24 protein-coding genes and 1 pseudogene are annotated in these 23,433 nt (G+C 66.5%); 22 read left to right on the top strand and 3 right to left on the bottom strand.

Going from position 1 to position 23,433, the window contains the following annotated elements; genetic code table 11:
* Nucleotides 1-633: 633 nt before the first annotated feature.
* The 4 genes and pseudogenes from ACV7NQ_RS20410 (at nucleotide 634) to ACV7NQ_RS20395 (ending at nucleotide 3,420) form a co-directional block, all read left to right on the top strand.
* On the top strand, nucleotides 634-933 hold the full coding sequence (locus ACV7NQ_RS20410; RefSeq protein ID WP_463361122.1) for an EndoU domain-containing protein: 300 nt from the start codon (nucleotides 634-636) through the stop codon (nucleotides 931-933).
* 761 nt (nucleotides 934-1,694) lie between these two features.
* Nucleotides 1,695-2,171: pseudogene (locus tag ACV7NQ_RS20405) on the top strand (SAM-dependent methyltransferase); the annotation flags it as partial.
* 100 nt (nucleotides 2,172-2,271) lie between these two features.
* The gene (locus ACV7NQ_RS20400; protein ID WP_463361121.1) at nucleotides 2,272-2,496 is read left to right on the top strand and encodes an SAM-dependent methyltransferase; all 225 of its coding nucleotides are present in this window, start codon (nucleotides 2,272-2,274) and stop codon (nucleotides 2,494-2,496) included.
* An 87-nt stretch (nucleotides 2,497-2,583) separates the two neighbouring features.
* Complete coding sequence (locus ACV7NQ_RS20395) at nucleotides 2,584-3,420, top strand: transposase family protein (RefSeq protein WP_463358528.1); 837 nt, start codon at nucleotides 2,584-2,586, stop codon at nucleotides 3,418-3,420.
* Nucleotides 3,421-3,583: 163 nt separating this feature from the next.
* Here ACV7NQ_RS20395 and ACV7NQ_RS20390 read toward each other — a convergent pair whose 3' ends face one another.
* Nucleotides 3,584-4,120 carry a hypothetical protein gene (locus tag ACV7NQ_RS20390; protein ID WP_463361120.1) on the bottom strand — a complete coding sequence of 179 codons (537 nt, stop codon included), beginning with the start codon at nucleotides 4,118-4,120 and terminating at the stop codon, nucleotides 3,584-3,586.
* A gap of 60 nt (nucleotides 4,121-4,180) precedes the next feature.
* Nucleotides 4,181-4,687: a hypothetical protein gene (locus tag ACV7NQ_RS20385; RefSeq protein ID WP_463361119.1), complete on the bottom strand. Its 507-nt coding sequence runs from the start codon at nucleotides 4,685-4,687 to the stop codon at nucleotides 4,181-4,183.
* 112 nt (nucleotides 4,688-4,799) lie between these two features.
* On the opposite strand from ACV7NQ_RS20385, the gene ACV7NQ_RS20380 reads away from it, so the two are divergent.
* From ACV7NQ_RS20380 to ACV7NQ_RS20300, 17 genes are all read left to right on the top strand, one after another.
* On the top strand, nucleotides 4,800-4,949 hold the full coding sequence (locus tag ACV7NQ_RS20380) for a hypothetical protein (RefSeq protein ID WP_463361118.1): 150 nt from the start codon (nucleotides 4,800-4,802) through the stop codon (nucleotides 4,947-4,949).
* A 24-nt stretch (nucleotides 4,950-4,973) separates the two neighbouring features.
* Nucleotides 4,974-5,645 (top strand): hypothetical protein, encoded by a 672-nt coding sequence (locus tag ACV7NQ_RS20375; protein ID WP_463361117.1) that lies wholly within the window; start codon nucleotides 4,974-4,976, stop codon nucleotides 5,643-5,645.
* Between the two features lie 153 nt (nucleotides 5,646-5,798).
* A complete protein-coding gene (locus ACV7NQ_RS20370; RefSeq protein WP_463361116.1) occupies nucleotides 5,799-6,269 on the top strand; it encodes a YbaB/EbfC family nucleoid-associated protein in 471 nt (156 codons plus the stop codon).
* Nucleotides 6,270-6,283: 14 nt separating this feature from the next.
* Complete coding sequence (locus tag ACV7NQ_RS20365) at nucleotides 6,284-6,643, top strand: YbaB/EbfC family nucleoid-associated protein (RefSeq protein ID WP_463361115.1); 360 nt, start codon at nucleotides 6,284-6,286, stop codon at nucleotides 6,641-6,643.
* 34 nt (nucleotides 6,644-6,677) lie between these two features.
* The gene (locus ACV7NQ_RS20360; protein ID WP_463361114.1) at nucleotides 6,678-8,432 is read left to right on the top strand and encodes a WXG100 family type VII secretion target; all 1,755 of its coding nucleotides are present in this window, start codon (nucleotides 6,678-6,680) and stop codon (nucleotides 8,430-8,432) included.
* Nucleotides 8,433-8,472: 40 nt separating this feature from the next.
* A complete protein-coding gene (locus ACV7NQ_RS20355) occupies nucleotides 8,473-9,258 on the top strand; it encodes an ESX secretion-associated protein EspG (RefSeq protein ID WP_463361113.1) in 786 nt (261 codons plus the stop codon).
* Nucleotides 9,251-9,775, top strand: coding sequence for a hypothetical protein (locus tag ACV7NQ_RS20350; protein ID WP_463361112.1), 525 nt, complete (start codon nucleotides 9,251-9,253; stop codon nucleotides 9,773-9,775). The genes ACV7NQ_RS20355 and ACV7NQ_RS20350 overlap by 8 nt, the downstream gene beginning before the upstream one ends.
* On the top strand, nucleotides 9,772-11,970 hold the full coding sequence (locus ACV7NQ_RS20345; protein WP_463361111.1) for a hypothetical protein: 2,199 nt from the start codon (nucleotides 9,772-9,774) through the stop codon (nucleotides 11,968-11,970). The genes ACV7NQ_RS20350 and ACV7NQ_RS20345 overlap by 4 nt, the downstream gene beginning before the upstream one ends.
* Before the next feature lies 1 nt (nucleotide 11,971).
* On the top strand, nucleotides 11,972-12,790 hold the full coding sequence (locus tag ACV7NQ_RS20340; protein ID WP_463361110.1) for an ESX secretion-associated protein EspG: 819 nt from the start codon (nucleotides 11,972-11,974) through the stop codon (nucleotides 12,788-12,790).
* 47 nt (nucleotides 12,791-12,837) lie between these two features.
* Complete coding sequence (locus ACV7NQ_RS20335) at nucleotides 12,838-15,060, top strand: hypothetical protein (RefSeq protein ID WP_463361109.1); 2,223 nt, start codon at nucleotides 12,838-12,840, stop codon at nucleotides 15,058-15,060.
* A gap of 198 nt (nucleotides 15,061-15,258) precedes the next feature.
* Nucleotides 15,259-15,579, top strand: a complete 321-nt coding sequence (locus ACV7NQ_RS20330) for a type VII secretion target (RefSeq protein WP_463361108.1) — start codon at nucleotides 15,259-15,261, stop codon at nucleotides 15,577-15,579.
* Nucleotides 15,576-16,847 carry a hypothetical protein gene (locus ACV7NQ_RS20325; RefSeq protein WP_463361107.1) on the top strand — a complete coding sequence of 424 codons (1,272 nt, stop codon included), beginning with the start codon at nucleotides 15,576-15,578 and terminating at the stop codon, nucleotides 16,845-16,847. The genes ACV7NQ_RS20330 and ACV7NQ_RS20325 overlap by 4 nt, the downstream gene beginning before the upstream one ends.
* Nucleotides 16,848-16,890: 43 nt before the next feature.
* Nucleotides 16,891-17,196: a PE family protein gene (locus tag ACV7NQ_RS20320; protein ID WP_463361106.1), complete on the top strand. Its 306-nt coding sequence runs from the start codon at nucleotides 16,891-16,893 to the stop codon at nucleotides 17,194-17,196.
* 65 nt (nucleotides 17,197-17,261) lie between these two features.
* Nucleotides 17,262-18,296 carry a PPE domain-containing protein gene (locus tag ACV7NQ_RS20315; protein WP_463361105.1) on the top strand — a complete coding sequence of 345 codons (1,035 nt, stop codon included), beginning with the start codon at nucleotides 17,262-17,264 and terminating at the stop codon, nucleotides 18,294-18,296.
* On the top strand, nucleotides 18,293-19,228 hold the full coding sequence (locus tag ACV7NQ_RS20310) for an ESX secretion-associated protein EspG (protein WP_463361104.1): 936 nt from the start codon (nucleotides 18,293-18,295) through the stop codon (nucleotides 19,226-19,228). Before ACV7NQ_RS20315 ends, ACV7NQ_RS20310 begins: the two co-directional genes overlap by 4 nt.
* A gap of 110 nt (nucleotides 19,229-19,338) precedes the next feature.
* Entirely contained in the window at nucleotides 19,339-19,647 is a 309-nt protein-coding gene (locus ACV7NQ_RS20305; RefSeq protein ID WP_463361103.1) for a WXG100 family type VII secretion target, read from the top strand.
* Between the two features lie 64 nt (nucleotides 19,648-19,711).
* Nucleotides 19,712-20,020, top strand: a complete 309-nt coding sequence (locus ACV7NQ_RS20300; protein ID WP_463361102.1) for a hypothetical protein — start codon at nucleotides 19,712-19,714, stop codon at nucleotides 20,018-20,020.
* 75 nt (nucleotides 20,021-20,095) lie between these two features.
* On the opposite strand, the gene eccE is transcribed toward ACV7NQ_RS20300, so the two are convergent.
* Nucleotides 20,096-21,877, bottom strand: coding sequence for a type VII secretion protein EccE (gene eccE / locus ACV7NQ_RS20295; RefSeq protein ID WP_463361101.1), 1,782 nt, complete (start codon nucleotides 21,875-21,877; stop codon nucleotides 20,096-20,098).
* A gap of 97 nt (nucleotides 21,878-21,974) precedes the next feature.
* Here eccE and eccB point away from each other — a divergent pair, with 97 nt between their 5' ends.
* Entirely contained in the window at nucleotides 21,975-23,426 is a 1,452-nt protein-coding gene (eccB, locus tag ACV7NQ_RS20290) for a type VII secretion protein EccB (RefSeq protein WP_463361100.1), read from the top strand.
* Nucleotides 23,427-23,433: the final 7 nt, after the last annotated feature.

The following is a 23,433-nucleotide window of genomic DNA, read 5'->3' as shown; positions in this document are numbered from 1 at the left end:
GCCCCGCCACCGGTATCCCCGCCGATCGCAGAGCAACCGCGGCCTGCACCGGAGGCCACACAACCCGCGCCCGCACCGGCAGCGGCGCCCGTACCAGCACCTGCATCGGGTGTGTCGATACCGTCGCAGACGCCCGACCCTGGCCGTCGCCCAGACCCTCGGCTTGCACTACTCGTGCTTGCCGGAGCGACCGCGTTCGTGGCAGGCGCTCGACCGGGCCTGTTCTCCGCTGACGCGAGTCGGGCACTCTGGGCTTCCCGTTGAGCAGGTGAACGGCCCGGTCAGCGATGGGAGTCTCAATCCCGTCGATCCGAACAAAAACTACGATTCCAATCTCTTGGTTGATCCACCGACTCAGCCGTCGCCAGGCAGGGTTACCTGGCTGCCGGACGCGCCGGGGTCGCAGACCGGAACATTGACCGGCGGAGTCCAGACCGGCATCGACGACGGCCGTGTGACCGGCAGCTACATTATTGTGAACATCAATGGCAAGCCCGTGGAAGTCGCGGTCCATAAAGATGGAAACCATATCTCTGGTGGGAGATTCCCAATGTCCACGCGGACGACGAGGCGGATTTCACACAGACAGTCACTTTCGTCACTCTTGAAGAGATATGGAATCATGACATTCCGTTGGAACTCTTTTTCAAGGGGCACTTTCGCATCCAGCAATATCCACCCCGCGACAAGATTAAATTCACCCCGGACCGAATTACCCATGTCGTCTACAGTGATGGCACCGGCGGTGGGCACATGTACAAAGACGAAGATGGAAAGCCGAGCAAGACGGTATTCCCTAAAAGTTGGGACGAGGCCAAGATTGTTCAGAGCGTCATCGATGTCGCGAAGTCGCCCGATGCGTACCCGAACAACCGCAGCCCAACGGGCGATACAAGGTCGAAGGTACCCGCGATGGGGTGCACATCGTTGTGATTGTGAACGCGGACGGCACGATCCGGACGGCCTGGCCTACCAGTGGTCCCGGCGTCTGCAAGAATGACGGCAATGGAATTCCTCAACCGCTGAACTGACATGCCAAAAAGATGGGAGTGAAATGCTTGCACCAGAATGGGGCGCATCGGAATGGGAATCCAGGGCCACTGCGTTGCTTCACGCCATGGCAGATCGTCTCCGCCCTGACGCAGTGGAGGCATGCGAATCCATGATTTTCGGTGGCGAGTGGGAAGAGTGCGCAGACAACCTGTTAGCCACGCTGCAGGCACAAGAATTGACAATAGCTAGGGGCGAGTACTCGGAATTGTCCGTCCTTACAGATGCTGTCGGGGGCAATGTCGATGGGTTGGAATACCTGGCGAGGAGGCGCGAGATCCTCGCCAGTCTAGCGGTTGTCGATTGAAGCCCAAGACCAACCTAAAGGGACGCGGTCTTGCTGACGGCTCCAGAGACCGGCATGTCCGTTTGCGGTAACCCCAACACCACACTCGCGACCAGCCGGAAAGGCGTCAGAATAGAGTCCGATCACGAATTCCTTGACATCTGTCCGGCAGGTTCTTGAAACTCAGCCTGACATTTTGCGTACGGCCCAAGCTCGACGAGCTACTCGCCTTCGTTCGCGACGGCGACACCGTGATCGTGCATTCGATGGACCGGCGACAGATCCCAACGCACAAGGAGACTTTGCCGTGCCCAACGGCCCTATCGACCTGCACACCGACGTGGCGCACCCGGCTCGGATGTACGACTACTTCCTCGGCGGCAAGGACTCCTACGATGCCGATCGCCAGGCCGCCGAGCAGGCGCTGCGTGACTTTCCGTCCGTCCAACTGACCGCCCGCACCAACCGCGAGTTCATGCGCCACGCCACGCGCTACCTCGCCGGACAGGGTATTCGTCAGTATCTCGACATCGGCACCGGCATCCCGACCGAACCGAACCTTCACCAGGTCGCCCAGGAGCAGGCACACGAGTCCCGGGTCGTGTATGTCGACAACGACCCGATTGTGCTCGCGCACGCGAGGGCGCTGCTGGTGAGTGCGCCCGAAGGTCGCACCTCCTACATTCAGGCCGACGCCTCGGATCCGGCGGCCATCCTCGCCGCGCCGGAGTTGCGGGCGACGCTGGATCTCTCGCAGCCGGTGGCGGTGTCGCTCATGGCGTTGATCCATTTCGTGCCCGGCGACGTCTACGACATCGTGAACAGTTTGATGGCGCCCTTGGCGCCGGGGTCTTATCTGGCGATGTCGCATGTCACAACGGATTTCGACGACGGCGCCAACGACCCCGAAGGCATAGCGCCTGTTGCAACTCTACGTGGATCGCGGGATTCCCGTGCGGCCGCGGACCCGCGCGGAAGTGACGCGCTTCTTCGACGGGCTGGAACTCGTGGAGCCCGGCGTCGAGGTGATCCACCGATGGCGCAACGAGGGCATCGAGCACCCGCAAAGCTATGACAAGCGGGTGTCGCTCTACGGCGCCGTGGGCAAGAAGGCCTGGAGGCTTATTCATAAGCCTGTCCCGCAATCGGCTGTGGCATAGCAACTCTCGTGGCCTGTGTGGCCGGTGAGACGGTGATCGCACTGCTTGATACGTCGGCGCGTCGCAGCCGAATTGGCAACGGCCCTCATGTATCTCAGTTCGTGGAGTTACGAAGTCTACGAGCGAGAACGAGGGCCGTTGCGGTACAAGGCTATTACGGGGCTGACCGATGGGCAACTGACGGAACTGACTGCCCGGGTACACGAGACCGTCGGCGGGTTCGAGTCGGCCGGTCGCCCTTACGCGTTGAGCTTGTTCAGGTCTGTCGCTTTGGTGGTGTCGTTGATGCGCAGAAACCTCGTCCAGGATGTCGCGGGCGCGTTCTTCGGGATCAGTCAGTCCACGGTGAGCCGCCGCTGGGATCTGCTGCGACCGGTGATCGCTGACGTACTCGAAGAGTTCGTTCCCAACCCCCGCGACGTCATCGGAGTCGGGTCCGTGCTGGTGGACGGCACAATCTGCCCGACCTGGGACTGGTCGGCGATCCCGGACCTGTTCTCCGGAAAAACCCAGTATCCGGGGTTCAACATCCAGATCGCCGCCGACCTCGACGGCAGGCTCGTCGCGGTCGGCATGACGATCGTGCACGGCGCCCGACACGACGCGCACGCATACGCCGCCTCCGGACTCGCCGACCTTCTCGCCGAGATCGACACTGTCGCCGATTCCGGTTACGTCGGTGTCGACGGAATCGATCTGGTGCCCTACAAGAAACCTCCGGGCCGCGAACTGCACGAGAGCCAGGCCGCGTTCAATACCGCACTCTCCGGAATCCGGGCCGCGGTGGAGCGAGCCGTCGCTCACCTGAAGACCTGGCGCATGCTCAGCGAGGAAGGCGGCCGCTACCGCGCGCCAGTCCACAAATTCCCCTCTGCCCTGAAAACGATAGTCGCACTGCACTTTTTCGCGGAGGCTTATGAATAACGCTCCTGAGTCGCGGAATCCCTTCGCATTCACTAATCTTATTGCACTCGTTCCACATTGCCCTTATTGCATATTTGTCGTGATGGTTCCGGCGCAACGGCCCTCCCGGTGCGCTGTCAGGAGGTCCCGTGTCGTCGCCTAACTCGTCCGACCCGCTGGAAGTTCAGGTAGATGACCTGAGCACGGCGGGTACGAACTTCGAGGATCTGGCGGGCACTCTGACGTCGCTCGTCTCGAACCTGAACAACAGCCTGAACGCTCTTGGCGAGCCCTGGGGCACTGACGACCTGGGTAAGAACTTCTCCGAGGGCGCATCGGGATACCTCGCCTCCAAGGACTCCCTCCTCGGCGCCAGTGGAGCACTGTCGTCGTTCGAGTCCATATTCAGCGTGTACGGCAGCGAAATCGTCGACGCGGCCGCAGCGTTCCAGAACGGCGACGATGCGTACGGCGAGCAATTTATCGAAGCGATCGGCGGCACCGGCAGTTCCAGCGGCAGCACCGGCAGTTCCAGCGGCAGCAGCGGCAGTTCCAGCGGCAGCAGCGGCTCCAGCGGCAGTTCCAGCGGCAGCAGCAGCAGTTCCAGCGGCAGCAGCAGCAGTTCCAGCGGCAGCAGCGGCAGCAGCAGCAGTTCCAGCGGCAGCAGCGGCAGCTCCAATAGCAGCTCCAACGGCAGCAACGGAAGCAGCGGCAGCTCCAACGGCAGCAGCGGTAGTAGCAGCGGAACTTCCTCGAGCACGCCCAGCACCAACAACGGCGCCTACGGCAGCTCGGGCGGAACCGGTTCCAGCGACGGAACCACGCAACCGAGCACGACCACCTCCACGCCCAACAGCTCCGGCGCCACCGGCGCCACCAGTCCTACCAGCACCACGAGCACGACAAGCGCCAGTGGCCCTACCGGCACCACAACCACGACGAGCGCCAGTGGCCCTACCGGCACCACAACCACGACGAGCGCCAGCGGCCCTACCGGCACCACAACCAAAACCACAACCACAACCACGACGAGCGCCAGCGGCCCAACCGACACCACAACCACAACCACAACGAGCGCCAGCGGCCCTACCGGCACCACAACCACAACCACAACCACGACTAACGCCACCGGCCCAACCGACACCACAACCGGACCGTCAACGTCCGGCAGCAGCGGGCCGTCCTCGTTCCCCAGCACACTGAACTCGTACTCCGGAGGAACCGAGAATCCCGGCAGCCTGCCGAATTCCGGACTGCCGGGCGCCTCCACCATCCCCACGGCGGCCAACGCGAGCCTCGCCAGTCAGCAGCTGGCCAAGGGGGAATTCCAGGGCGAGGAGCTCGCGCGGTCGACCGGCCTGTCCCAGTCGCTGCCGCGCGCCGGCATGCAGCAGGGGGACATGCCCTACTCGCCGTCGTCGAGTTCGGGCTCCTCCGGCGGGGGCAAGTCGTCGGAATCCGACCGCAAGAAGCGCCTCGGCGCCACCAAAGCCACGTCCGAGCAGTCCGCTCCCTCCTCGGACCCGCCCGAGGAGCAGCCGGGCACGTGAGTTGCAGCGAGAGGTAGATGGCCCGTGAACCCCGAACCCGCGGAACAGGATTCGTTCACCGGCGACGAACGGTACGAGACGCTGCTCGAAATGTTCTGCGCCTCCGCGAATGACGTTCCGGATTTGGCAGGCGGCGAGATGATTTCCCAGGCCGCCGACGACCTGATCGACGGGATCAGCTACCAGCCCGCCATAGCAGATTTCCATCGGGCGTTCGTCCGGGCAGTGAGCACCGCGACGCTGCCGCCGACGGCATTGGCCGCCGCCGAAAACCATTCCGAGGTAGCGCTCCTGCTATTTCTGGGGCAGTTGCTGGCCGAAATGGAGCGGCGGCGGCCGTGGCCGGCCCCGGCGCTGGTGCAGGCCGATCCCGAGGAGTGGCCATCGCTCGGCTCCAGCCTGCCGATCGCATGGATGGAGCTGCCCCTGCCGCTGGTGCAGGAGGCGGTGAAGGCATCGTTCACTGCCGAGTCCGATGCGGATATGCCGCTGCTGGTGCTGCGGCTGCGCACCGGCCAACTGGTTGCCCTGGTCGGCGAGCAGAATCCCGAGCCGAGCCGCTTCCTGGTCCTGCTGCCCGATGCCGAGGGACAGCAGGATTCCGCCGCGGTGATCGACTACCTGGTCCAGTACACCGGCCTCCCGCTCGAGACCGAGGGGATCGAACTATCCATGACAACGCTGCCGGACCTGTGATGCTGCCGGACCTGTGATGTCCGCCGCCCGCCACAATCACCGGCGTGATCGGCGAGGCGATATCTTTTGCGGCACAGTGCAAGACGCGGTAGCGTTGCCCCGACAGTACGTCGAGAGATGTGGTGAGGCGTCGTGTCCCAGTCAAATGATCGGTTGATCACCGATGTAACCCAGTTCCTGGATTCCTTCCAGAGCGCCATGGCGCAGGCGAGTGACGCACGTCGGCAACGTGACGCGCTGACCGCGTCGGCGAGCGTAGAACGCGGGCGAATCACCGTGGTGGTCAACGCTTCCGGTTCCATCGTGCAGACCCTGTTCAGCGAGGACGTCGACGATCTCACCTACAGTCAGATCGCTCGGGCCACCGTAGAGGCGGCGCAGCAGGCAGCGGCCGAGGTGAAACGCAAGAGCGACGCGCTGCTCGCACCGCTGCAGGCGGCGCGAGCCCGGCTGCCGCAGCTGCCGGATCTGTTCGACGGCGCACCCCGGCTGCGGGACGAAATCACCGCGCCGCCAATGGCCCCGCTGACCCCGCCCGGCGAGCGGCAGGCCGCCCCGGCGAGCGCCGAGTTCGAGGACGCGGTGGAGTATCGGCCGTCCCGGCGCAGCACATTCGATCGCTGAGAGGATTCCTGCGCATGCACGACGACGAGTCCACCGCGAAACTCGAGCAGTACCACGCCAAGCTGGGCGAAATCACCCGTCTGCAACAGGAACGCACCCAGCTGATGGGCGTCGGCGTCGTCGAGCGCCGCCGGGTCACCGTGACGGTGAATGCCGACGGCATCACGATCGACATCAAATTCTCCTCCGATATCGGCGATCTCGACTACGACGAGATCGCCGCCGCGATCACCGAGGCATCACAGCTGGCGGTGGCCGACGTGGCCGAGCAGACTACGGCGCTGTTCGCGCCGATCACCACCGATCCCACCGACCGCATCGATATGGACGAAACATTTAGTGGCATCGCAAATATGCGAGATCAGTTGCGCTGAACGATAATCACAAACGGCACGTGGGAGTTTGACGGTGGCACCCCAAACGAATATTTCCGACAAAATCGGCTGGTCGGGCCTGAGTACGGCCGCGCGCGACGGTCAGCTGTCGCTGGAGCCGGGAATCGCGAAGACGTCCGCCCAGCACGTCGAGGCCGTGCTGAATTCGATTGTCGGCGTGAATTCCTGGATCTATACGAACTTCCAGCAGGCGAGCCCGACCATTGCAGCCACGCAGTCGGGCACCGACCTGGCGGGGGCCTTCGAGCTGAAGATCGCCATCGAGATGGAAGTGCGGATGCTCCAGCATCAGACCGTCCTCACCGATATGGGCAACACGTTCGTCGCGGCAGGACAGGCATACGAGGGCAGCGAAACCGACTCAACGGTGAGCTTCGACAGCATATCGTTCGACGATCCGAGCGGGACCTCGCCGAGCGGTGCGCCGGTTGTGCAGGCGCTACTCCCGGATCAACCGCCGCCGAACTACCCGGACACGGTGATGGAAAAGGTGGACGTCACCCCGGAGGAGGGCAGCAATTTCTCCTGGCAGCAGTTGTACGCGATCGGCCAGAGTATCGACCCCCAAGCGGTGGCCAACGCCGCGGGCGTCTGGTACTGGCTGGCGATCGATCTCGCCGACAACTTCGCGACGCTGCGCAGCAATATCGACGCGGTGGCGAATCAGTGGACCGGAACCGGTGCGACACGGGCAATCTCCGCCACTCAGCGATACACCACGGCATCCCAGCAATTCACCAGCGATATGAACAAGATCGGTGACGTCCTGCTCTATACGTCGCACTGGTTGCAGCAGACCAAGAACAGCATGCCGACCACGCCCAACCCGCCGACCACCAGCGGCTCGGGCTATCAGACCACGGCCGCCGATATTGCCCAGCTGACCGCGCCCTACCAGAGCGCGTTCACCACGAACTACACGGACTCATTCGGAGACTCCAGCAACAATCTGGTCGTGCTACCCGAGCCGCTGCAGGTGACGCGCCCGCCGACCACCGACGGCGGCTCGAACAACGGCTACTCGACCACCGGCAGCGGCAGCGGCCAGACCACGGGCACCACCACCACCTCACCACCCATCATCACCACCACCACCTCACCACCGACCATCACCACCACCAGCAGCTCACCGAACGACACCTCGCCGATCACCACCACCATCACGTCACCGAGCGTCACCTCGCCGATTACCACGACCACTACGTCACCGACGACCACCACCACCTCGCCGATCACCACGACCACTACGTCACCGACGACCACCACCACCTCGCCGATCACCACGACCACTACGTCACCGACGACCACCACCACCTCGCCGACCACCACCACCTCGTCGGCGATTCCGAGCATCCCGAGCATCCCGTCGACAACGAACTCGCTCGGCAACTCGTCGAGCGGCCTGCCGACGTCGGCCAAGGCGGCGTCCGCCGGCAACCTGGCCAGCGAACTCACGAACGCGGAGAAGGGCATGGTCTCCCGGCTCGGTGGCGGGCTCGGTGGCGGCAGACCACTGACCGCCGCGGAGCAACCCCAGCAGGGGTCGAAACTGTTCCCGCGCTCGAGCCTGTCCGGGCCGGAGGGGCCGGGCCGGGCCGGGCTGGCGGAGGAGGAGCGGGCACCGGGTTACCCGATGGGCGGCTCCCCCGGTGCAAAGAAAGACCAGGAGAAGCAACGAAAGCACTCCGATCTGCTCAACTCCACCGAGCACCTGGACGAGGCGATCGGCGAACTCGACCGCAGTGTCCGTCCGGTACTGGACCGATGACACAGCGCGCGGCGCAACCCAGCGCCGATGAGGTGCAGTCGTGACCGTCACCTGGGATCTCACCGATGCCGAACTGGTCGTAGCGTGGGACAAACTGTTCAGCGAGCGTCTGCCGTCGCCGCTGTGCGCACTGCTGCCGGTGCACTACGCCGACGAACTCCACCGCTCGGCCGCCCGGACCTGGGCCGGCCTGCAGGACCGCTACGACGGCTCGCTGCACGACGCGCTCGGTCGCGTGGCGCGCGCCGACGTGCGGGTGGTTGCGCACGCCGTGGATCCACAGCATCCGGAGGACTCCGAAGCCCGCGTCCGGGTGCTCGGTGCGCAGCAAGGCTCGGTGGGCGTGCTGATTCAGCAGCTTCCCGGCGAATCCATGTGGCACAGCGGCGGATTCGTGATCACCATGGGTGACGCCGAACGCCTCGCCGGCGCGGTCGTCGGCGCCTTGCCCGCGCGCGACCCGGGCCGGCTACCGGATACCCCCATGGTGAAAGCGCCGGATCGCAGCGACATCGACCACTGGTACGGGCAATCCGAAGTGCACGACAGCTATCCGGAACTCGAGCGGCGCAGCACCGCCTTCCTGAATTATCCTGTCCGCGTGCTCGGTTCCATCGAGACATCCCAGGGCAGTTCGGTTTTCGGCCCCCGGGGTATCACCACCCGCCGCATCTACTGGCGCGATCTGGTCGACGACGGCCGCTACGCCATCCCCGACACCACCCGCCCGGTCGCGGTCGGCGTCGATCCGCACCGGCTCGCGGCGCTGATCGCGACCGACATCGCCACGGTGCGCCAGACACTGGAGGACGAGCGCCGTGCCTGAACAGCCCTGGTACCCCGCTGGCGAGACTACGGATTCCGGAGCCGCGATCCACGAGACCGCCGTCTACGAGGGGCCCCGCGACGAGGCCGATGTCGGCAGCGACGCGGATCCCGGCGGCGCGGATCCGGCCGAGCACAGAGCGCCGGATACCGACGGCACGCCGCAGGACAGCGGATTCACCGCCTATTCGACCGGCGAGGCCACCCTGCGCGGCGGCGAGATCGTCGTCACGGCAACCGAATCCGGTCTGCTGCTGGATCTGCAGGTCGCCCCCGGGCAGCTCCGCCGCGACCCCGACGACCTTGCCGACGACCTACTGCGGCTGTGCCGGCTGGCAGCCAACCGTGCCGGACTGGCCAGACGCGCCGAGTTGACGCGTCTGGGCCTGACCGACCGAGCCCTGGACCTGCTGGGCCTGCCCACTCAGGACGCGGTTGAACAGACCGAACTCGGTGCCGAGAACAACTATGAATATGAGCCACGCAGCTGGCTCGAGCATGATGGGAGTACGTGGTGACTGGGCCTGTAGGTGTGGGTAGCGACACGTCCGCGTGGCCGACCCTGAAAACGGATGCACAATCAGGCCAACTGCTCTTCGACACCAGCGTGGCAACCGCCTGCTACAACGCCTGCCAAGAGCTACTCAACGGCGTCACAGGCATGATGAACACCGTCGCCACACTCACCAGCCCATCAAACCCCCTCGTCACCAACAACTTCAACACCACCCTCGACTCCATCAACTCCGCCTCGAGCTTCCGCGCCCTGCTCATAGGCAAATGGACCGACCTCTACAACGACCTCTACGAACACTCACTGATCCTCACCGACATGGCCGAAACCTTCGTCGCCGCCGCCACCGCCTACAGCGCCGCCGAGGGCACCAGCGCCGCAACCTTCGCCTCACTCAACCCCACAGCAATCCCCGTCACCATCACCGCCAACGGCTCCACCGGCAGCATCCCGGACTGGTCGAGCACCTACGCCTCAGGCTCCTCAGGCTCCTCCAGCCTCGGCGGCAGCGGCTCCAACCTCGTCAGCGCCGACAGCTACGCCACCACCATCGCCGACATGGCCGAAGACGGCACCTCCTTCACCCTGGACGACTTCCTCAACATCGGCACATCCATCAACGACAACAACCCCGGCCTCGAAACCACCGCCCAACAATGGAGCTCCCTACAAGGAACCTGGAACGTCTGGGCCACCCAGTTCCACGAAAACATCAAAAACGCCCTCAACTCCGGCGCCTGGTCCGGCAGCGGCGCCACCGCCGCCGCCACCGCCGTCGACAACTACGCCAACGGCGCCGCCACCGCACTCGGCCAAACCATGGGCGCCATGAACAAAACCATCACCGAACTCGTCAGCCTGCTCGCCGACATCTACAAAAACATGCCCACCCAATACCAATACACCGACGCAACAGGTCAAGACGGAACCGTCACCGAATCCGGCTCAGCACAAACCGGAGACGGCACCTACTACACCTACAGCGGCTGCAACCGACACACCCACAACGTCGGCACCCTCCAACAATTCTGGAACCAAACCTACCCCCCCGGCCTCCAACAAATCGCCGCCATCACCCCCACCTTCTCCGACCCCGGCACCACCACCACCAGCGGAGCCAGCGGAGCCAGCGGAGCAAGCGGCAGCGCCACCACAACAACCACCACCGGAGCCAGCGGCCCCACAACAACCACCACCGGAGCCAGCGGCCCCACCACCACCACCACAACAACCACCACCACAACCACAGGAGCCTCCGGCCCCACCACAACCACCACAACAACCACCACCGGAGCCAGCGGCCCCACCACCACCGACACCACCGGAGCCTCCGGCGCCACAACCACCACAACCACATCCCCCACCACAACCACATCCCCCACCCCCACCACAACCACATCCCCCACCACTCCCACCACTCCCACCACTACAACCACATCCCCCACCACTCCCACCACCACAACAACATCCCCCACCACCACCGGAGCCTCCGGCGCCACAACCACCACAACCACATCTCCCACATCTCCCACATCTCCCACCACTACAACCACATCCCCCACTCCCACAACCACAACCACAACATCCCCCACCACCACCGGCGCCTCCGGCGCCACCACCACAACAACCACCACCACAACAACCGCAGCCTCCGGCGCCACCGACACCGGCGCCTCGGGCTCCACCACCACAACCACAACAACCGCAGCCTCCGGCGCCTCCGGCAGCTCTACGGACATGCTCACCCTGTTCGCGGAGGCGATGCAGCTGCTCGGGTCGGGTATTCCCGCACTGCAGCAGCTCGGCAGCCAGCTGTTGCAGCAGCTGCCAGCGGGCCTGCAGCAACTCGGCCAGGATTTCCAGAACGGCACACTGACCCTGCAGCAAGCCTTCGGCGCCGCCTCGGCGGAGGTCGGCACGAACATTCATCGCCTGGAGCAGTACGCCGATTATCAATTGCGAGGTATCGACAGAGCTCTCGGCATCTCCCCGCCGAGCGTCACCGAAGCGGTCGGGCTGGCCGGACCCGCGGGCCCAACCGGTCCGCTATCGCCGGAACCGGCATTCTTCCGCGCATCGGCCCCCACCGAGTCCACACCGGCGGTACCGGACAACGTGGTGGCCCATACCACGACAAACGCCAGCGCAACAAATACCGATTCGAGTTCGGCTCCAGTGACACCGGAAGCAGACGCCTGAGATGCACCGTACCTGGACCATCACCGACCTGGAATTCATCGTCCTGCGCAAGCAACTGCTCAACCGTTACCTGCCCTGGCCTTTCACATATGTCGGTCCGGTCCGCACCCGCATCGACTTCCTGCGCGAGCAGGCGCAGATCTGGTCCAGACTGCAGGCGAACTGGGACCCTGATCTGGCCGAGGCGATCATCAATGCCGGTGATCCGGATGCCCGGGTCCAGATCAGATGCTGGGACAGCCATGACATCCGCGACCCTGCGGGCCGATACTTCATGGTGGGCAATCGATGTGGTTCTCGTGCTGTTTTGATACATGGCCTCTGTGAGAGCCGTGCCGAGACCTACGACCGCTACCGCATCGTCGAATGCGATGCGCAAGCGCTGTCTTCCATTCTCGTCGAGAGCCTGCCCGACATGCCGGCCGGGTCGCAGGGCCGCGTCGAGCTGATGAGCTCCCACGGCGTGGAAACGGTGGACCATTGGAGTGGCCGTTCGAACCTCTACGACGACGGCGACGACGATATCGATTACCGAAGTCACCGCTGGCAGCGTGCGCAGAAGGCAACCGTCGGCATTATCGAGATTCGCCAGGGCAAGTCGAAGTTCGGCCCGCGGGGAATGGGGATGAAGCAGATGTTCTGGGAGGATCACCCCGGCGACGGACGCTATCTCATCGACCTGGTCCCACCGATGGCGGCGATCGGCATCGATGCCACCGGGCTGCAGGGGCACATCGATCAGGGGATCGCCGAGATGTTGCGCATGGCGCAGGACGAATCCCGGGAAGGCGTCGTGCGGGCGAGCGTTTTCGACGACTAGTCGATCTGTGGAAGCCGGTGGCGTAGAACGAGTTACAGGAGTGTGTGGTGACTGGGCCTGTAGGTGTGGGTAGCGACACGTCCGCGTGGCCGACCCTGAAAACGGATGCACAATCAGGCCAACTGCTCTTCGACACCAGCGTGGCAACCGCCTGCTACAACGCCTGCCAAGAGCTACTCAACGGCGTCACAGGCATGATGAACACCGTCGCCACACTCACCAGCCCATCAAACCCCCTCGTCACCAACAACTTCAACACCACCCTCGACTCCATCAACTCCGCCTCGAGCTTCCGCGCCCTGCTCATAGGCAAATGGACCGACCTCTACAACGACCTCTACGAACACTCACTGATCCTCACCGACATGGCCGAAACCTTCGTCGCCGCCGCCACCGCCTACAGCGCCGCCGAGGGCACCAGCGCCGCAACCTTCGCCTCACTCAACCCCACAGCAATCCCCGTCACCATCACCGCCAACGGCTCCACCGGCAGCATCCCGGACTGGTCGAGCACCTACGCCTCAGGCTCCTCAGGCTCCTCCAGCCTCGGCGGCAGCGGCTCCAACCTCGTCAGCGCCGACAGCTACGCCACCACCATCGCCGACATGGCCGAAGACGGCACCTCCTTCACCCTGGACGACTTCCTCAACATCGGCACATCCATCAACGACAACAACCCCGGCCTCGAAACCACCGCCCAACAATGGAGCTCCCTACAAGGAACCTGGAACGTCTGGGCCACCCAGTTCCACGAAAACATCAAAAACGCCCTCAACTCCGGCGCCTGGTCCGGCAGCGGCGCCACCGCCGCCGCCACCGCCGTCGACAACTACGCCAACGGCGCCGCCACCGCACTCGGCCAAACCATGGGCGCCATGAACAAAACCATCACCGAACTCGTCAGCCTGCTCGCCGACATCTACAAAAACATGCCCACCCAATACCAATACACCGACGCAACAGGTCAAGACGGAACCGTCACCGAATCCGGCTCAGCACAAACCGGAGACGGCACCTACTACACCTACAGCGGCTGCAACCGACACACCCACAACGTCGGCACCCTCCAACAATTCTGGAACCAAACCTACCCCCCCGGCCTCCAACAAATCGCCGCCATCACCCCCACCTTCTCCGACCCCGGCACCACCACCACCAGCGGAGCCAGCGGAGCCAGCGGAGCAAGCGGCAGCGCCACCACAACAACCACCACCGGAGCCAGCGGCCCCACAACAACCACCACCGGAGCCAGCGGCCCCACCACCACCACCACAACAACCACCACCACCACCACAGGCGCCTCCGGCCCCACCACCACAACCACCACAACAACCACCACCGGAGCCAGCGGCCCCACCACCACAACCACATCCCCCACCACCACAACCACATCCCCCACTACCACAACCACATCCCCCACTCCCACCACCACATCCCCCACCACCACATCCCCCACCCCCACTACCACATCCCCCACCCCCACCACGGCCACCCCCACCACTACCGCTGCCGCTACCCCCACCACCACCGCTACCCCCATTACCACTACCCCCATTACCGCTGCCGCCACCCCCACCACTGTCACCGGCGCCACAGGCGCCACCAGCCCGACCAGCTACACCGTCACATCCCCCACCGATACCAGCGCCTCCGGCTCCACCACCACCACAACAAGCGCCGCCTCCGGCTCCACCACCACAACAAGCGCCGCCACGGGCTCCACCACCACAACAAGCGCCGCCTCGGGCTCCACAACCACCAGCGCCACCGGCGCAACAGGCAGCGCCCTCTCCACGCTGCTGCAGGAGTTGGCCGGCGCCACCGGCGTCACCGGATTGATCAGCGGGCCGTTCGGAATATCCGGGCCGTACAGCGTGAGTGGGCCCAGCCCCGCCAGTCTCGACAAGCTCCTGGGTGCGAGCGGCCCCTTGCCCGGCCTGCTGTCCGGGGCCGGCGGTGGCGGCGGTGGCGCCCTCGGGCCCGGCAGTTCGAGCCCCCTGTCGCAGGATTCCGTCGGCGGAGCCGCCCTGTTCCCCCGCGCCACCACCCCGGGCAACTCCACGATCGACCAGCAACAGTCGACGAGCCAGGCCGGGATAGCCCCCGGGGCACAGGGCCCGATGATGCCGATGGGGGGCGGCATGGGCCGAGGCGGTGCGCAGGGCCAGCAAAAGGACCGCAAGCGCTCCTCCGCCCTGGACTCCAAGGAGAACCTGGACGAGGCGCTCGGTGAGGATCCGTTGAGCGTGCGCTCGATCATCGACCGGTGAGCTCGTACCCACACCGTGGTCACAGCCGCCGCACAGCAGGCTCTCAACGCGCGCAGTGAGCTGATCACCGAATACAACGCGGAGGTAAACACTTGGCCCGCGATCGGCCCCCGACTTGCCGAACTTGCTGTGCGCGTTAACATTAAGCAGGCGTCACGGAGGTAGCAAGTACGCAAAACAGCGCTAGGAGGTGACGTGATGGGCGTTCTCGAAGTAGAACCCAACACGTTTCAGCAGTACGGCGATATCACGGCGGGCATGGCCACCGCGGTCGCAACAGCGGGCACTGTCGACGAGGCCGCCAGTGTGGCCGCGGCGGCGCCGGTGTTCGGACTCATCGGCCAGGAATTCCTGGCCAGTTTCGCCTACGCCCAAAGTAATCACTTCACCGCAGTGAACCAGCTGGCGAACGTCTACGCCAACACGTCGACAGCCGCGCATACTGCCGCGGGCGCCTACGAGCAGACGGAGCTGAGCAGCGCGGCCGGATTCATCGCGGCCGAACCGGTCCCACAATGAGCCCCGCCGCCGAAACTCTGGCGGCGCCATTGCATCCCACGGTTCTCGATGCCCTACAGAACACGCCTGTCGCACCGTTGGTCGGCCAACCTGTCGCGCAGGTGCTGGCCACCATGGGATTACCCGCTATGCCGCAACCGCCCGCACTGGCACCACTGCCGGGGATGCCCGCACTGCCGGCTCTGGATCCGGCCGCCCTGATCAAGCCGATCACCGACATGTTCGGCGGTTTCGGCACCGGCGTCCTGGGCGCCGGCGGGGCCCTCAACCCGCAGTCGCTGCTGCAGAACGTGATTCAGGCGCTGAGCACGGCCATGCAAGCGGCTCAGCAGGGCCTGCAACTGCTGGGGTCGATGCAAGGCTCCGGCACCCAGGCCGCCACCGCGTCCGGAGTCGCCGCCCAGGGCAGTGCGGCGGCCGTCTCCACTCAGGCCACACAGATCCACGCCACGCTGGCCGCGGCGTCGGCGACGGTGGCGACCGGGGCGGCCGAAATGGCCGCGGTGGCGGCCCAATTGGTCAGCACCGAAGCGCTCCTGGCGCCGCTGGCCGCCACCCCGGGCGGCCAAGCAGCATTGCTGGCCGCGGCACTGGAGGCGGCCGCCGAGGCGGCCGCGATCACCGCCAATACCAAGGCCCAACTCCTCGTGCAGGCGGCCACGATGACACAGACCGGTGGTACGGTGCAGGTCAGCGGCGGATCCACCACCAGTACCAGCAGCAGCGCGCAATCCGTACTGCAGGAAGTGATGTCGGGGGCCGAGCAGGTCGCTCAGGTCGCACAGCCGCTGCTGTCGGCGGCGCAGCAGGTCGGCGCCGGCCCGGTCCAGCGGCCCACGGCCACTCCCATATTGGCGCCTGCCAAGTTCGACTCGCTCGCCGGTGCCGGTGCCGGTGCCGGTGCCGTACTCGCCGCCGCCGGATTCGGTGCCGGCGGCGGATTCGGCGCCCCCGGTGCGGCGGGGTCCGTACCCATGGAGGCATGGCAAGAGGACAACCTCACGGAGGCCGCGGCAGCAGAACCCACGGGTGAAACCATCGCCTCTGCCTCGGCGGTGTCCGAGAGCGCCGCGATACCGCCGATGGTTCCGGGTGGCGGTGCGCTGTCGGCCTTCCGGGCGAGCGCCTCCACCAGCACACCCGAGGCGCTGGTGAACGCCCGCCACACCGACGAACTGATCGGCGACGACCCCGACGATATCGCCGCGCCGGTGATCGGCGCGATCCCAACCAGCCCAACCAGCCCGGATACCCCGTTCAGTCTGTAGGCGACCCGCCTCCCGATATTCACACTCTCACAAGGAGTTTCCCGTGAACAAGACCGCCTTCGACCACGAATTGGCACGGCAGGCCGCCGGTCGGCTGGACACGCTGGCCGACCAGCTGGAGGGCAGTCTGCGCGACACGCAGATCTCGCTCAGCCCGGCGGCCGCCGCCCTCGACCCGGTGTCAGTGCACACCGGGCAGACCTTCGATCGGGTCGGCGACTCGTTCCAGCAGTCGTATCGCACGGGCGTGCTCGAGCTGCGCAAGATCGCCGCCAATCTGCGCTCGCACTCCGACTCGTTCGGCGACACCGACGATCAGGCCGTCGACGCATTCCACGCCCTGCTGTGACCCGCGCCCTGCTGTGACACCGCGGGTGACCCCTCCGCGGTGAGAACGAGACGAGGACCGAGACGATGGTGGAACCACCGAAGCCCGGGTTCACCGGCACAGTGTGGGAGGCCGTCCCGCCCGAACAGCTGGTACAGGAGGTGACCACCGGCCCGGGGGCGGCGCCGATGGCCGGGGCCGGGCTCGCCTACTCCGGACTGGCCGCCGAATTGAGCGAGGCCGCAACGGAATACCGTGCCATCCTGTCCGTGCTCGGCGACGCATGGGGGTCCTCAACCAGCGCGGACGGCCTGAATCAGCTTGCCGGGCTGACCGAGTGGCTGGATCGGATCACCGCCTCGGCCCATGCCAACGCCGCGATCGCGACCCGGCAGGCGGCCGCCTATGAGATCGCCCGCACCACTCTCCCCCATCTCGTGGAGGTCGCCGAGACCGCCCGCGCGGCAGAGGATTTGATGCGAAACAGCCTGCTCGGCGCCCCCCTGGCCGGCCTGCTGGATATCGCCGAGCAGGAGCTCGACGATATCCGGCAGCAAGCTGCACGGGTGATGCAGGCGTACGAGTCCGCCAGCGAGCGGCTGGCCCACCCATGGCAGCAGGATCACGCTCCCGAGGTGTCCGCCGGCGCGAATTTCGTTGCCGAACAGTCGCCTAGCACGCCGGCGGACGCGCCGTCGTCCGGGGCCACACAGAGCACCCCGCAGCTGCAGCATGCGATGCCCGATCTCCCGCAGCTCGATCTGTCCGCGCTGCAACCGGCCCCGATGGTCCCGACGGTCCCGGTCGGCGGCGAGGCACTGGCTATGCCCGCGCTGCCGCTGCCCGGCACCGTACCCGCCGGTCCCATGCCCGCGCCTGCGCAGGTGGTGCAGCCACAGCCCGCCACCGCCGCGCCACCGATGGTGGTGCCGGCCTCGGCGATCGCCGCACCCGCACCCGCACTGGCGCCCCGCGCGGTCCCCGCCGACGCCGGCGCTACGGCCGAGACGATCATGGTCAATGCCGGATTCGCCACCGCCCCTGCGGTATTGGGTGGGACGGCACCAGCTGCCGCGGCACAGGTCATGGCCCCTGCCACGCCGGAACCGGAGTCGTCATGACCACCCTCACCACCGACGGCGTACTGGCCGTCGCGGCCGCACTCGGCGTCCAGACGCTGCCGACCGCGCTGGCGGTGCGTCCCCGGCACACCGACCACGGGCAGCTCGCTGCGGCCCGCGCCGCCGCCGCGGCCGGCCTGCGCGACCGCGGCGTGCTGGATCCCGACGGCGACGTCCGCGACGACGACCTGATCACCGCGCTGTTCGCGCTCGCCCGCCCCGAACGTCAACTGATCGCGCGAATCCGTCGTCCCGGCATGCCCGAGTCAGGCCGCGGCGCGCCCGGCGGGCTCGGAGGAGGCAGCTTGCGTAACCGCGTAGAGCCCTCGGAAGCGCCGCTATCGGACACTGCGGCGGCAGCGGAGCGTAACCACGCAGGACCCTCGGGCATGCCCCATGAACACGACACGCTGATTCGGTTCTGCCTGGTCCGTCGGGGGCTCGAGCATGCCGTCGCGGTCCGCACCGGTGACGAGCTGGATGTACGGACGGTGTGGGCCGACGAGGATCCGATGACGCTGGCCCGCCCGCTGCTGGCCGTGCTCGGGTCATGCCCGCCCGCCGATATCCCGGCGTTCAGCGCCCCGACCACCGACCTGCAGCGGCGCCTCGACGCCGTAGGCGCCGACTACGCGGGCGCTGCCCATGGCCTGGGCATGCCGGAGACCGACGCCGTCTCCCTCGGACTGGCGCTGCGCCAACGGTATTCGACCGCCGAGATCGTCTGCTACAGCCACCGCGACGGCCTCGCCGTCCGGTCCCCGGCCGCGGCCGCCGTCTATGACACGGCAGCCGGGCGCATCATCGGCGGCGGCAGCGTCACCGCCGACGGCCAGACCTGGACCACGCTCGCACCGGGCAGCGACCATCGGACGGCACAGGTGATCGCCGCGCTGATCGAGTCGCTGCCGGAAGGCAGGTGGATGCCGTAGCTCGTGTGTGATTTCGATGCCGGGATCGACCGGCAGCTCCCCAATGTCCGAACCGTCCGGATCCATGCCTCCGCCGACACCGACCCATCCAATACTCGAAGGGATTTCCCATGGCTACCCAGTATCTTGATTTCGCGACGTTCCAGAAGTTTGCGAATGCCTATGCCGCTGTCATCGACCCCATCAACAAGACCGTGGATCAGCTGCGGTCCTCGGCAGAAGCCGCAAAGTCGGGCTGGGAGGGTACCGCTTACACCGCGTTCGCCTCCTTCACCACACAACTGGAGGATCAGATCACCAAAGTGAACCAGGATCTGACCGCGGTCGTCGATGCACTGAATACAGGCGAGAAGAGCGTTTCCACATCCGACGACGAAAGCACGTCGGGATTCACGTCGCTGGCCGCCACCTACAGCTAGTTCCTGCGCCCGCCGACGACAAACACCCAAACCAGCAATACAAGGACTCGAGAACGGATTCTTCATGAGCGGCACATTGAAATACGACGACAGCACCGTCAATAACCTGGTCAGCGATCTCACCACTTACAACAAAACGTTGACCACGGAGATGCAAAACGCCCAGGATGCGGCGAACAATCTGCTGAGCCAAGGCTGGGACTCCGGCACGGACACCGGCGCCTCGGCCGCCTTCCAGGCGAAGCACAAAACTCTGATGTCCGACATGCAGGGCCTGCTCGACATCCTGACCAAGGGAACCCAGAACGTGACGGACGCGCTGACTCGGGCGAGGTCGACCGACACCAAGGTCGCCGACGACTTCACCTGGTAACCCGCCCGGACTCCGTGCAGGCCCGTCGCCACCCGGCGCCGGGCCTGCACGAACGTGTGCTCATACCGGCTGCACTCACGCCGGCTGCAAGGTCTCCACCTCGCTCGGATCCACGGCGGACAGATACCGGAGCTCCTCCGGGATCGACACCATCCGCACAGTGAGTTCCCCGGCCGCGGTGCGGATGCGCACCTCGTCACGCTGGGCCGACTCGATGAGGACGACGTCGGCGTCGAGGGTCGCCATGGACACCTCCTCATCCGGGGCGCGCACGTGCACCACGGTCGCCTCCGATACCTGGCCGGCGGAGGCGACGCCGTCGTAGACGATCAATGTCGCCGCCGCGGTGTGCTGCGCGCCGACGCCGGGCCGCGACACCGACAGCGCCTCCGGCGCGTCGATCTGCGCGGCCAGGTGCGCCCAGTCCTGCGGCCGGGCGCTGTGCACGATCACCCGGGCGCCCACCGCCATCGCCCGCAGTGTCGTCTGCTGCACCAGCCGCAAGCTGCCCACGATCTCCACGCGCCGCACCGCCGGTCCGAACATCGGCACCGCCACACCGAACCCGTCGGCAGTCGCGCCGATCACCTGCCCGCATCCGCCGGACGGCACGGTCAACCGGGTCAGGGCCGCGGGCACGCCGTAGGCGGCGGCCGCATGCTCCTCGCCTTCCAGCAGCACCTGTCGCTGCACCCCGGTGAGCGACCGCAGACCCAGTTCGGACAGCGCAGTGCGTACCTCGCCGGTGACCGAGCCGGCGACGTCGTGCCGCACCAGCGCGGTGACCGCGACCCGCCCGCCGGACTCGCGGCGGGCATCGGCCCCCTCCGCCGGGCACACCCGCAGCCGCACCATGGTCGACAGTCCGGACACCGCCCAGATCCCCGCCAGCACATCGGAATTCAGCCGATCCGGCCGGATCGCATACCCGGCGAGCTCGATTTCGTTGCAACGCAGCGCATGCCAGTCCTCGCGCCACTGCCCCGGATCGGTGTCGTGCCGGGCGGCCGATTCCGCGGCGGTCAGCCCGGCGGCGCTCAGCACCCGCACCCGCACACCGTGCCGGGCCAGCCGGTTGACAACCCGGCGGGTGGCAACCACCGCGGTGCGGACGGTGCCCTCGGTGCCGCCGCCGCGATTGCCGATCGCCTCGGCGTTGTCCAGCGGATCGAAGCGCAGCACCAGCCACACGGTGCGCGTCGCCGTCGCCGGCAGCGATCCCAGTATCTGCTCGTATATCCGCACCGCCTCGTGGTTGCCGCGGACGCGGACCCCGAGCGCGACAACGTCGATGGCGGCCAGCCGGATATCGAACTGGGACAGGCAGCGCGCCACCTCGTCCAGCGGGACCTCGTCGGCGGTGCGGATCACCGTCGGGGACATCAGCGTCGGCGCCACCCCCCTCGGCTCCACCCGCAGCATGGTGATCAGGCACCGGCCGTCCCAGCGCATTCCGTATATGTCGCCGCCGGTTTCCGGGACCGGCACATCGAACGGTTCCGCGCTCGGCGCAATACCGGCGTGGCGCCTTTTCCGCCACCGCAGTGCCAGGCGCATTCCGAGAATTCGCCAAACATTTCTTTCATGCACTCGCAGGGCTCCAAATGCGGCCACGACGGCCCCCGCGCCGAGTGCGGCCACCAGCGGCCCGTGGAATGCGATCACCGCGGTACCCACCCCTGCCCCGAGGGTGGCCGCGGGCAGAATCACCGGCAGCGGGAGACGATGAAAGACACCGGGCTTATCCGATGTCAATGGCGGCGGCCCCTCGGATAGCTCTCGGGCCGAGTGTGTGATTGTCTCCCGGCCCGTCGTCACCGATTCGGTCTGCTCGGACGCGGCGGCAGTATCAGCCATTCGGCATGTCTCCCATCAGCATTCACCCCCGCATTACGGTAGCCTCTCATACGTCCGCCAGTTTCGGGTGACCGCGGGCATGGTGGAGGAGTTTGCAGTGCCGGCACAGCTGACCACTCGGGCGCAGGTCAATGGCTATCGATTCCTGTTGCAGCGTTTCGAGCACGCGCTGGTGCGCCGTGATGTGCGCATGCTGCACGATCCCATGCGCATCCAATTCCGTTCCCTGATAACCGGTCTGGTGCTGGCGGTGCTGGCCACGGGCGGCTGCGCGGTGCTGGCATTCCTGCATCCGCAGGGCCAGGTCGGCCAATCCAAGATCATCATGGGTTCGGACAGCGGCGCGATGTACGCCATGGTGGGGACCACCCTGCACCCGGTGCTGAATCTGGCCTCGGCCCGCCTGATCACCGGCAGCAGTGAGTCGCCGACCTCGGTGAAGGACAGCAAGCTGGCGGCACTGCCGCGCGGGCCGCTGCTCGGTATCCCCGGTGTGCCGGCGGCGCTGCCCGGCCCGGCCGACCGCGACCGGTCCGACTGGACCCTGTGTGACGACGTCACCACCGGAGTGAAGTCCACGGTTCTGTCCGGCCCGCCGCAACTGGGCCCGCTGGCGCGCGAGGTGGCCGCCGACGAGGCGCTGCTCGTATCCCAGGGCCAGTCAACCTATCTCGTCTACGACGGCAAGCACGCCCGCATCGACATGGGTAACACCGCGATCGTGGCCACCCTGGGACTGCAGGGGCTGCGACCGCGGCCGATCAGCGACGGGCTGCTCAACGCCACGGTGGTAGCGCCGGACCTCACCGCCCCGGCGATCCCGGGCGCGGGGGCGCCGAGCCCGGTGCGGTCGGCGAACGTCACCGCCGGTGCGGTGATCCAGGTCGACAAGGTCGGCGGCACCACGCTGTACGTGGCGCTGCCGAACGGCGTGCAGCACCTCTCGCCGTTCGCGGCGCAGGTCGTGCGCACCGCCGGCTCCATGGGACTGACCGACATCGTGCGGGTCCCGCCGGACGCGCTCGCCGGTGTGCCGGTGGTCGATGAGCTTGCGGTGGACCAGTTTCCGGCGCAACAGCCGCGCATTGTGTCCGGCGACGACCAGCCGGTGGCCTGTGCGCACTGGTCGCGCGGTCAGCGCGACCCGGCCGCGCGGCTGGGACTGCTGGTGGGCAAGCAGGTGCCCCTGGCCGAGAACATGCATCCGGTCACGCTGGTCGACGGCGGGCGGGGTCAGCTCGCCGACGCCTACGTACCACCGTCGACCGGTGAATACGTGCAGGTGACCGGCATCGATCCGGACAGCGCGCGGCGGGAGGTGCTGTTCTATGTCACCGACACCGGAGTGCGGTTCGGCATCCCCGATACCGCCACGGCCACCATGCTCGGCCTGTCCGCCCCTAAACTGGCGCCCTGGCAAATCGTGAGCCTGCTGCCGGCCGGCCCGATGCTGGACCGCCAGTCCGCGCTGGTCGCGCACGACACCCTGGGTACCGGCCAGGCCGATCCGCCCGGTCGGCCACCCCCCGGTCACGGTGGCGGCCAGTGATCACCCC

Source organism: Nocardia sp. Tas62D01 (assembly GCF_055232035.1).
This window is presented reverse-complemented; position numbering and strand designations above follow the sequence as displayed.

Coding starts and splice junctions, on each gene's coding strand:
- ACV7NQ_RS20395 (WP_463358528.1), top strand. CDS start 2,584: ATGTATCTCAGTTCGTGGAGTTACGAAGTCTACGAGCGAGAACGAGGG.
- ACV7NQ_RS20380 (WP_463361118.1), top strand. CDS start 4,800: ATGCCCTACTCGCCGTCGTCGAGTTCGGGCTCCTCCGGCGGGGGCAAG.
- ACV7NQ_RS20365 (WP_463361115.1), top strand. CDS start 6,284: ATGCACGACGACGAGTCCACCGCGAAACTCGAGCAGTACCACGCCAAG.
- ACV7NQ_RS20340 (WP_463361110.1), top strand. CDS start 11,972: ATGCACCGTACCTGGACCATCACCGACCTGGAATTCATCGTCCTGCGC.
- ACV7NQ_RS20330 (WP_463361108.1), top strand. CDS start 15,259: ATGGGCGTTCTCGAAGTAGAACCCAACACGTTTCAGCAGTACGGCGAT.
- ACV7NQ_RS20325 (WP_463361107.1), top strand. CDS start 15,576: ATGAGCCCCGCCGCCGAAACTCTGGCGGCGCCATTGCATCCCACGGTT.
- ACV7NQ_RS20315 (WP_463361105.1), top strand. CDS start 17,262: ATGGTGGAACCACCGAAGCCCGGGTTCACCGGCACAGTGTGGGAGGCC.
- ACV7NQ_RS20310 (WP_463361104.1), top strand. CDS start 18,293: ATGACCACCCTCACCACCGACGGCGTACTGGCCGTCGCGGCCGCACTC.
- ACV7NQ_RS20305 (WP_463361103.1), top strand. CDS start 19,339: ATGGCTACCCAGTATCTTGATTTCGCGACGTTCCAGAAGTTTGCGAAT.
- ACV7NQ_RS20300 (WP_463361102.1), top strand. CDS start 19,712: ATGAGCGGCACATTGAAATACGACGACAGCACCGTCAATAACCTGGTC.
- eccE (WP_463361101.1), bottom strand. CDS start 21,877: ATGGCTGATACTGCCGCCGCGTCCGAGCAGACCGAATCGGTGACGACG.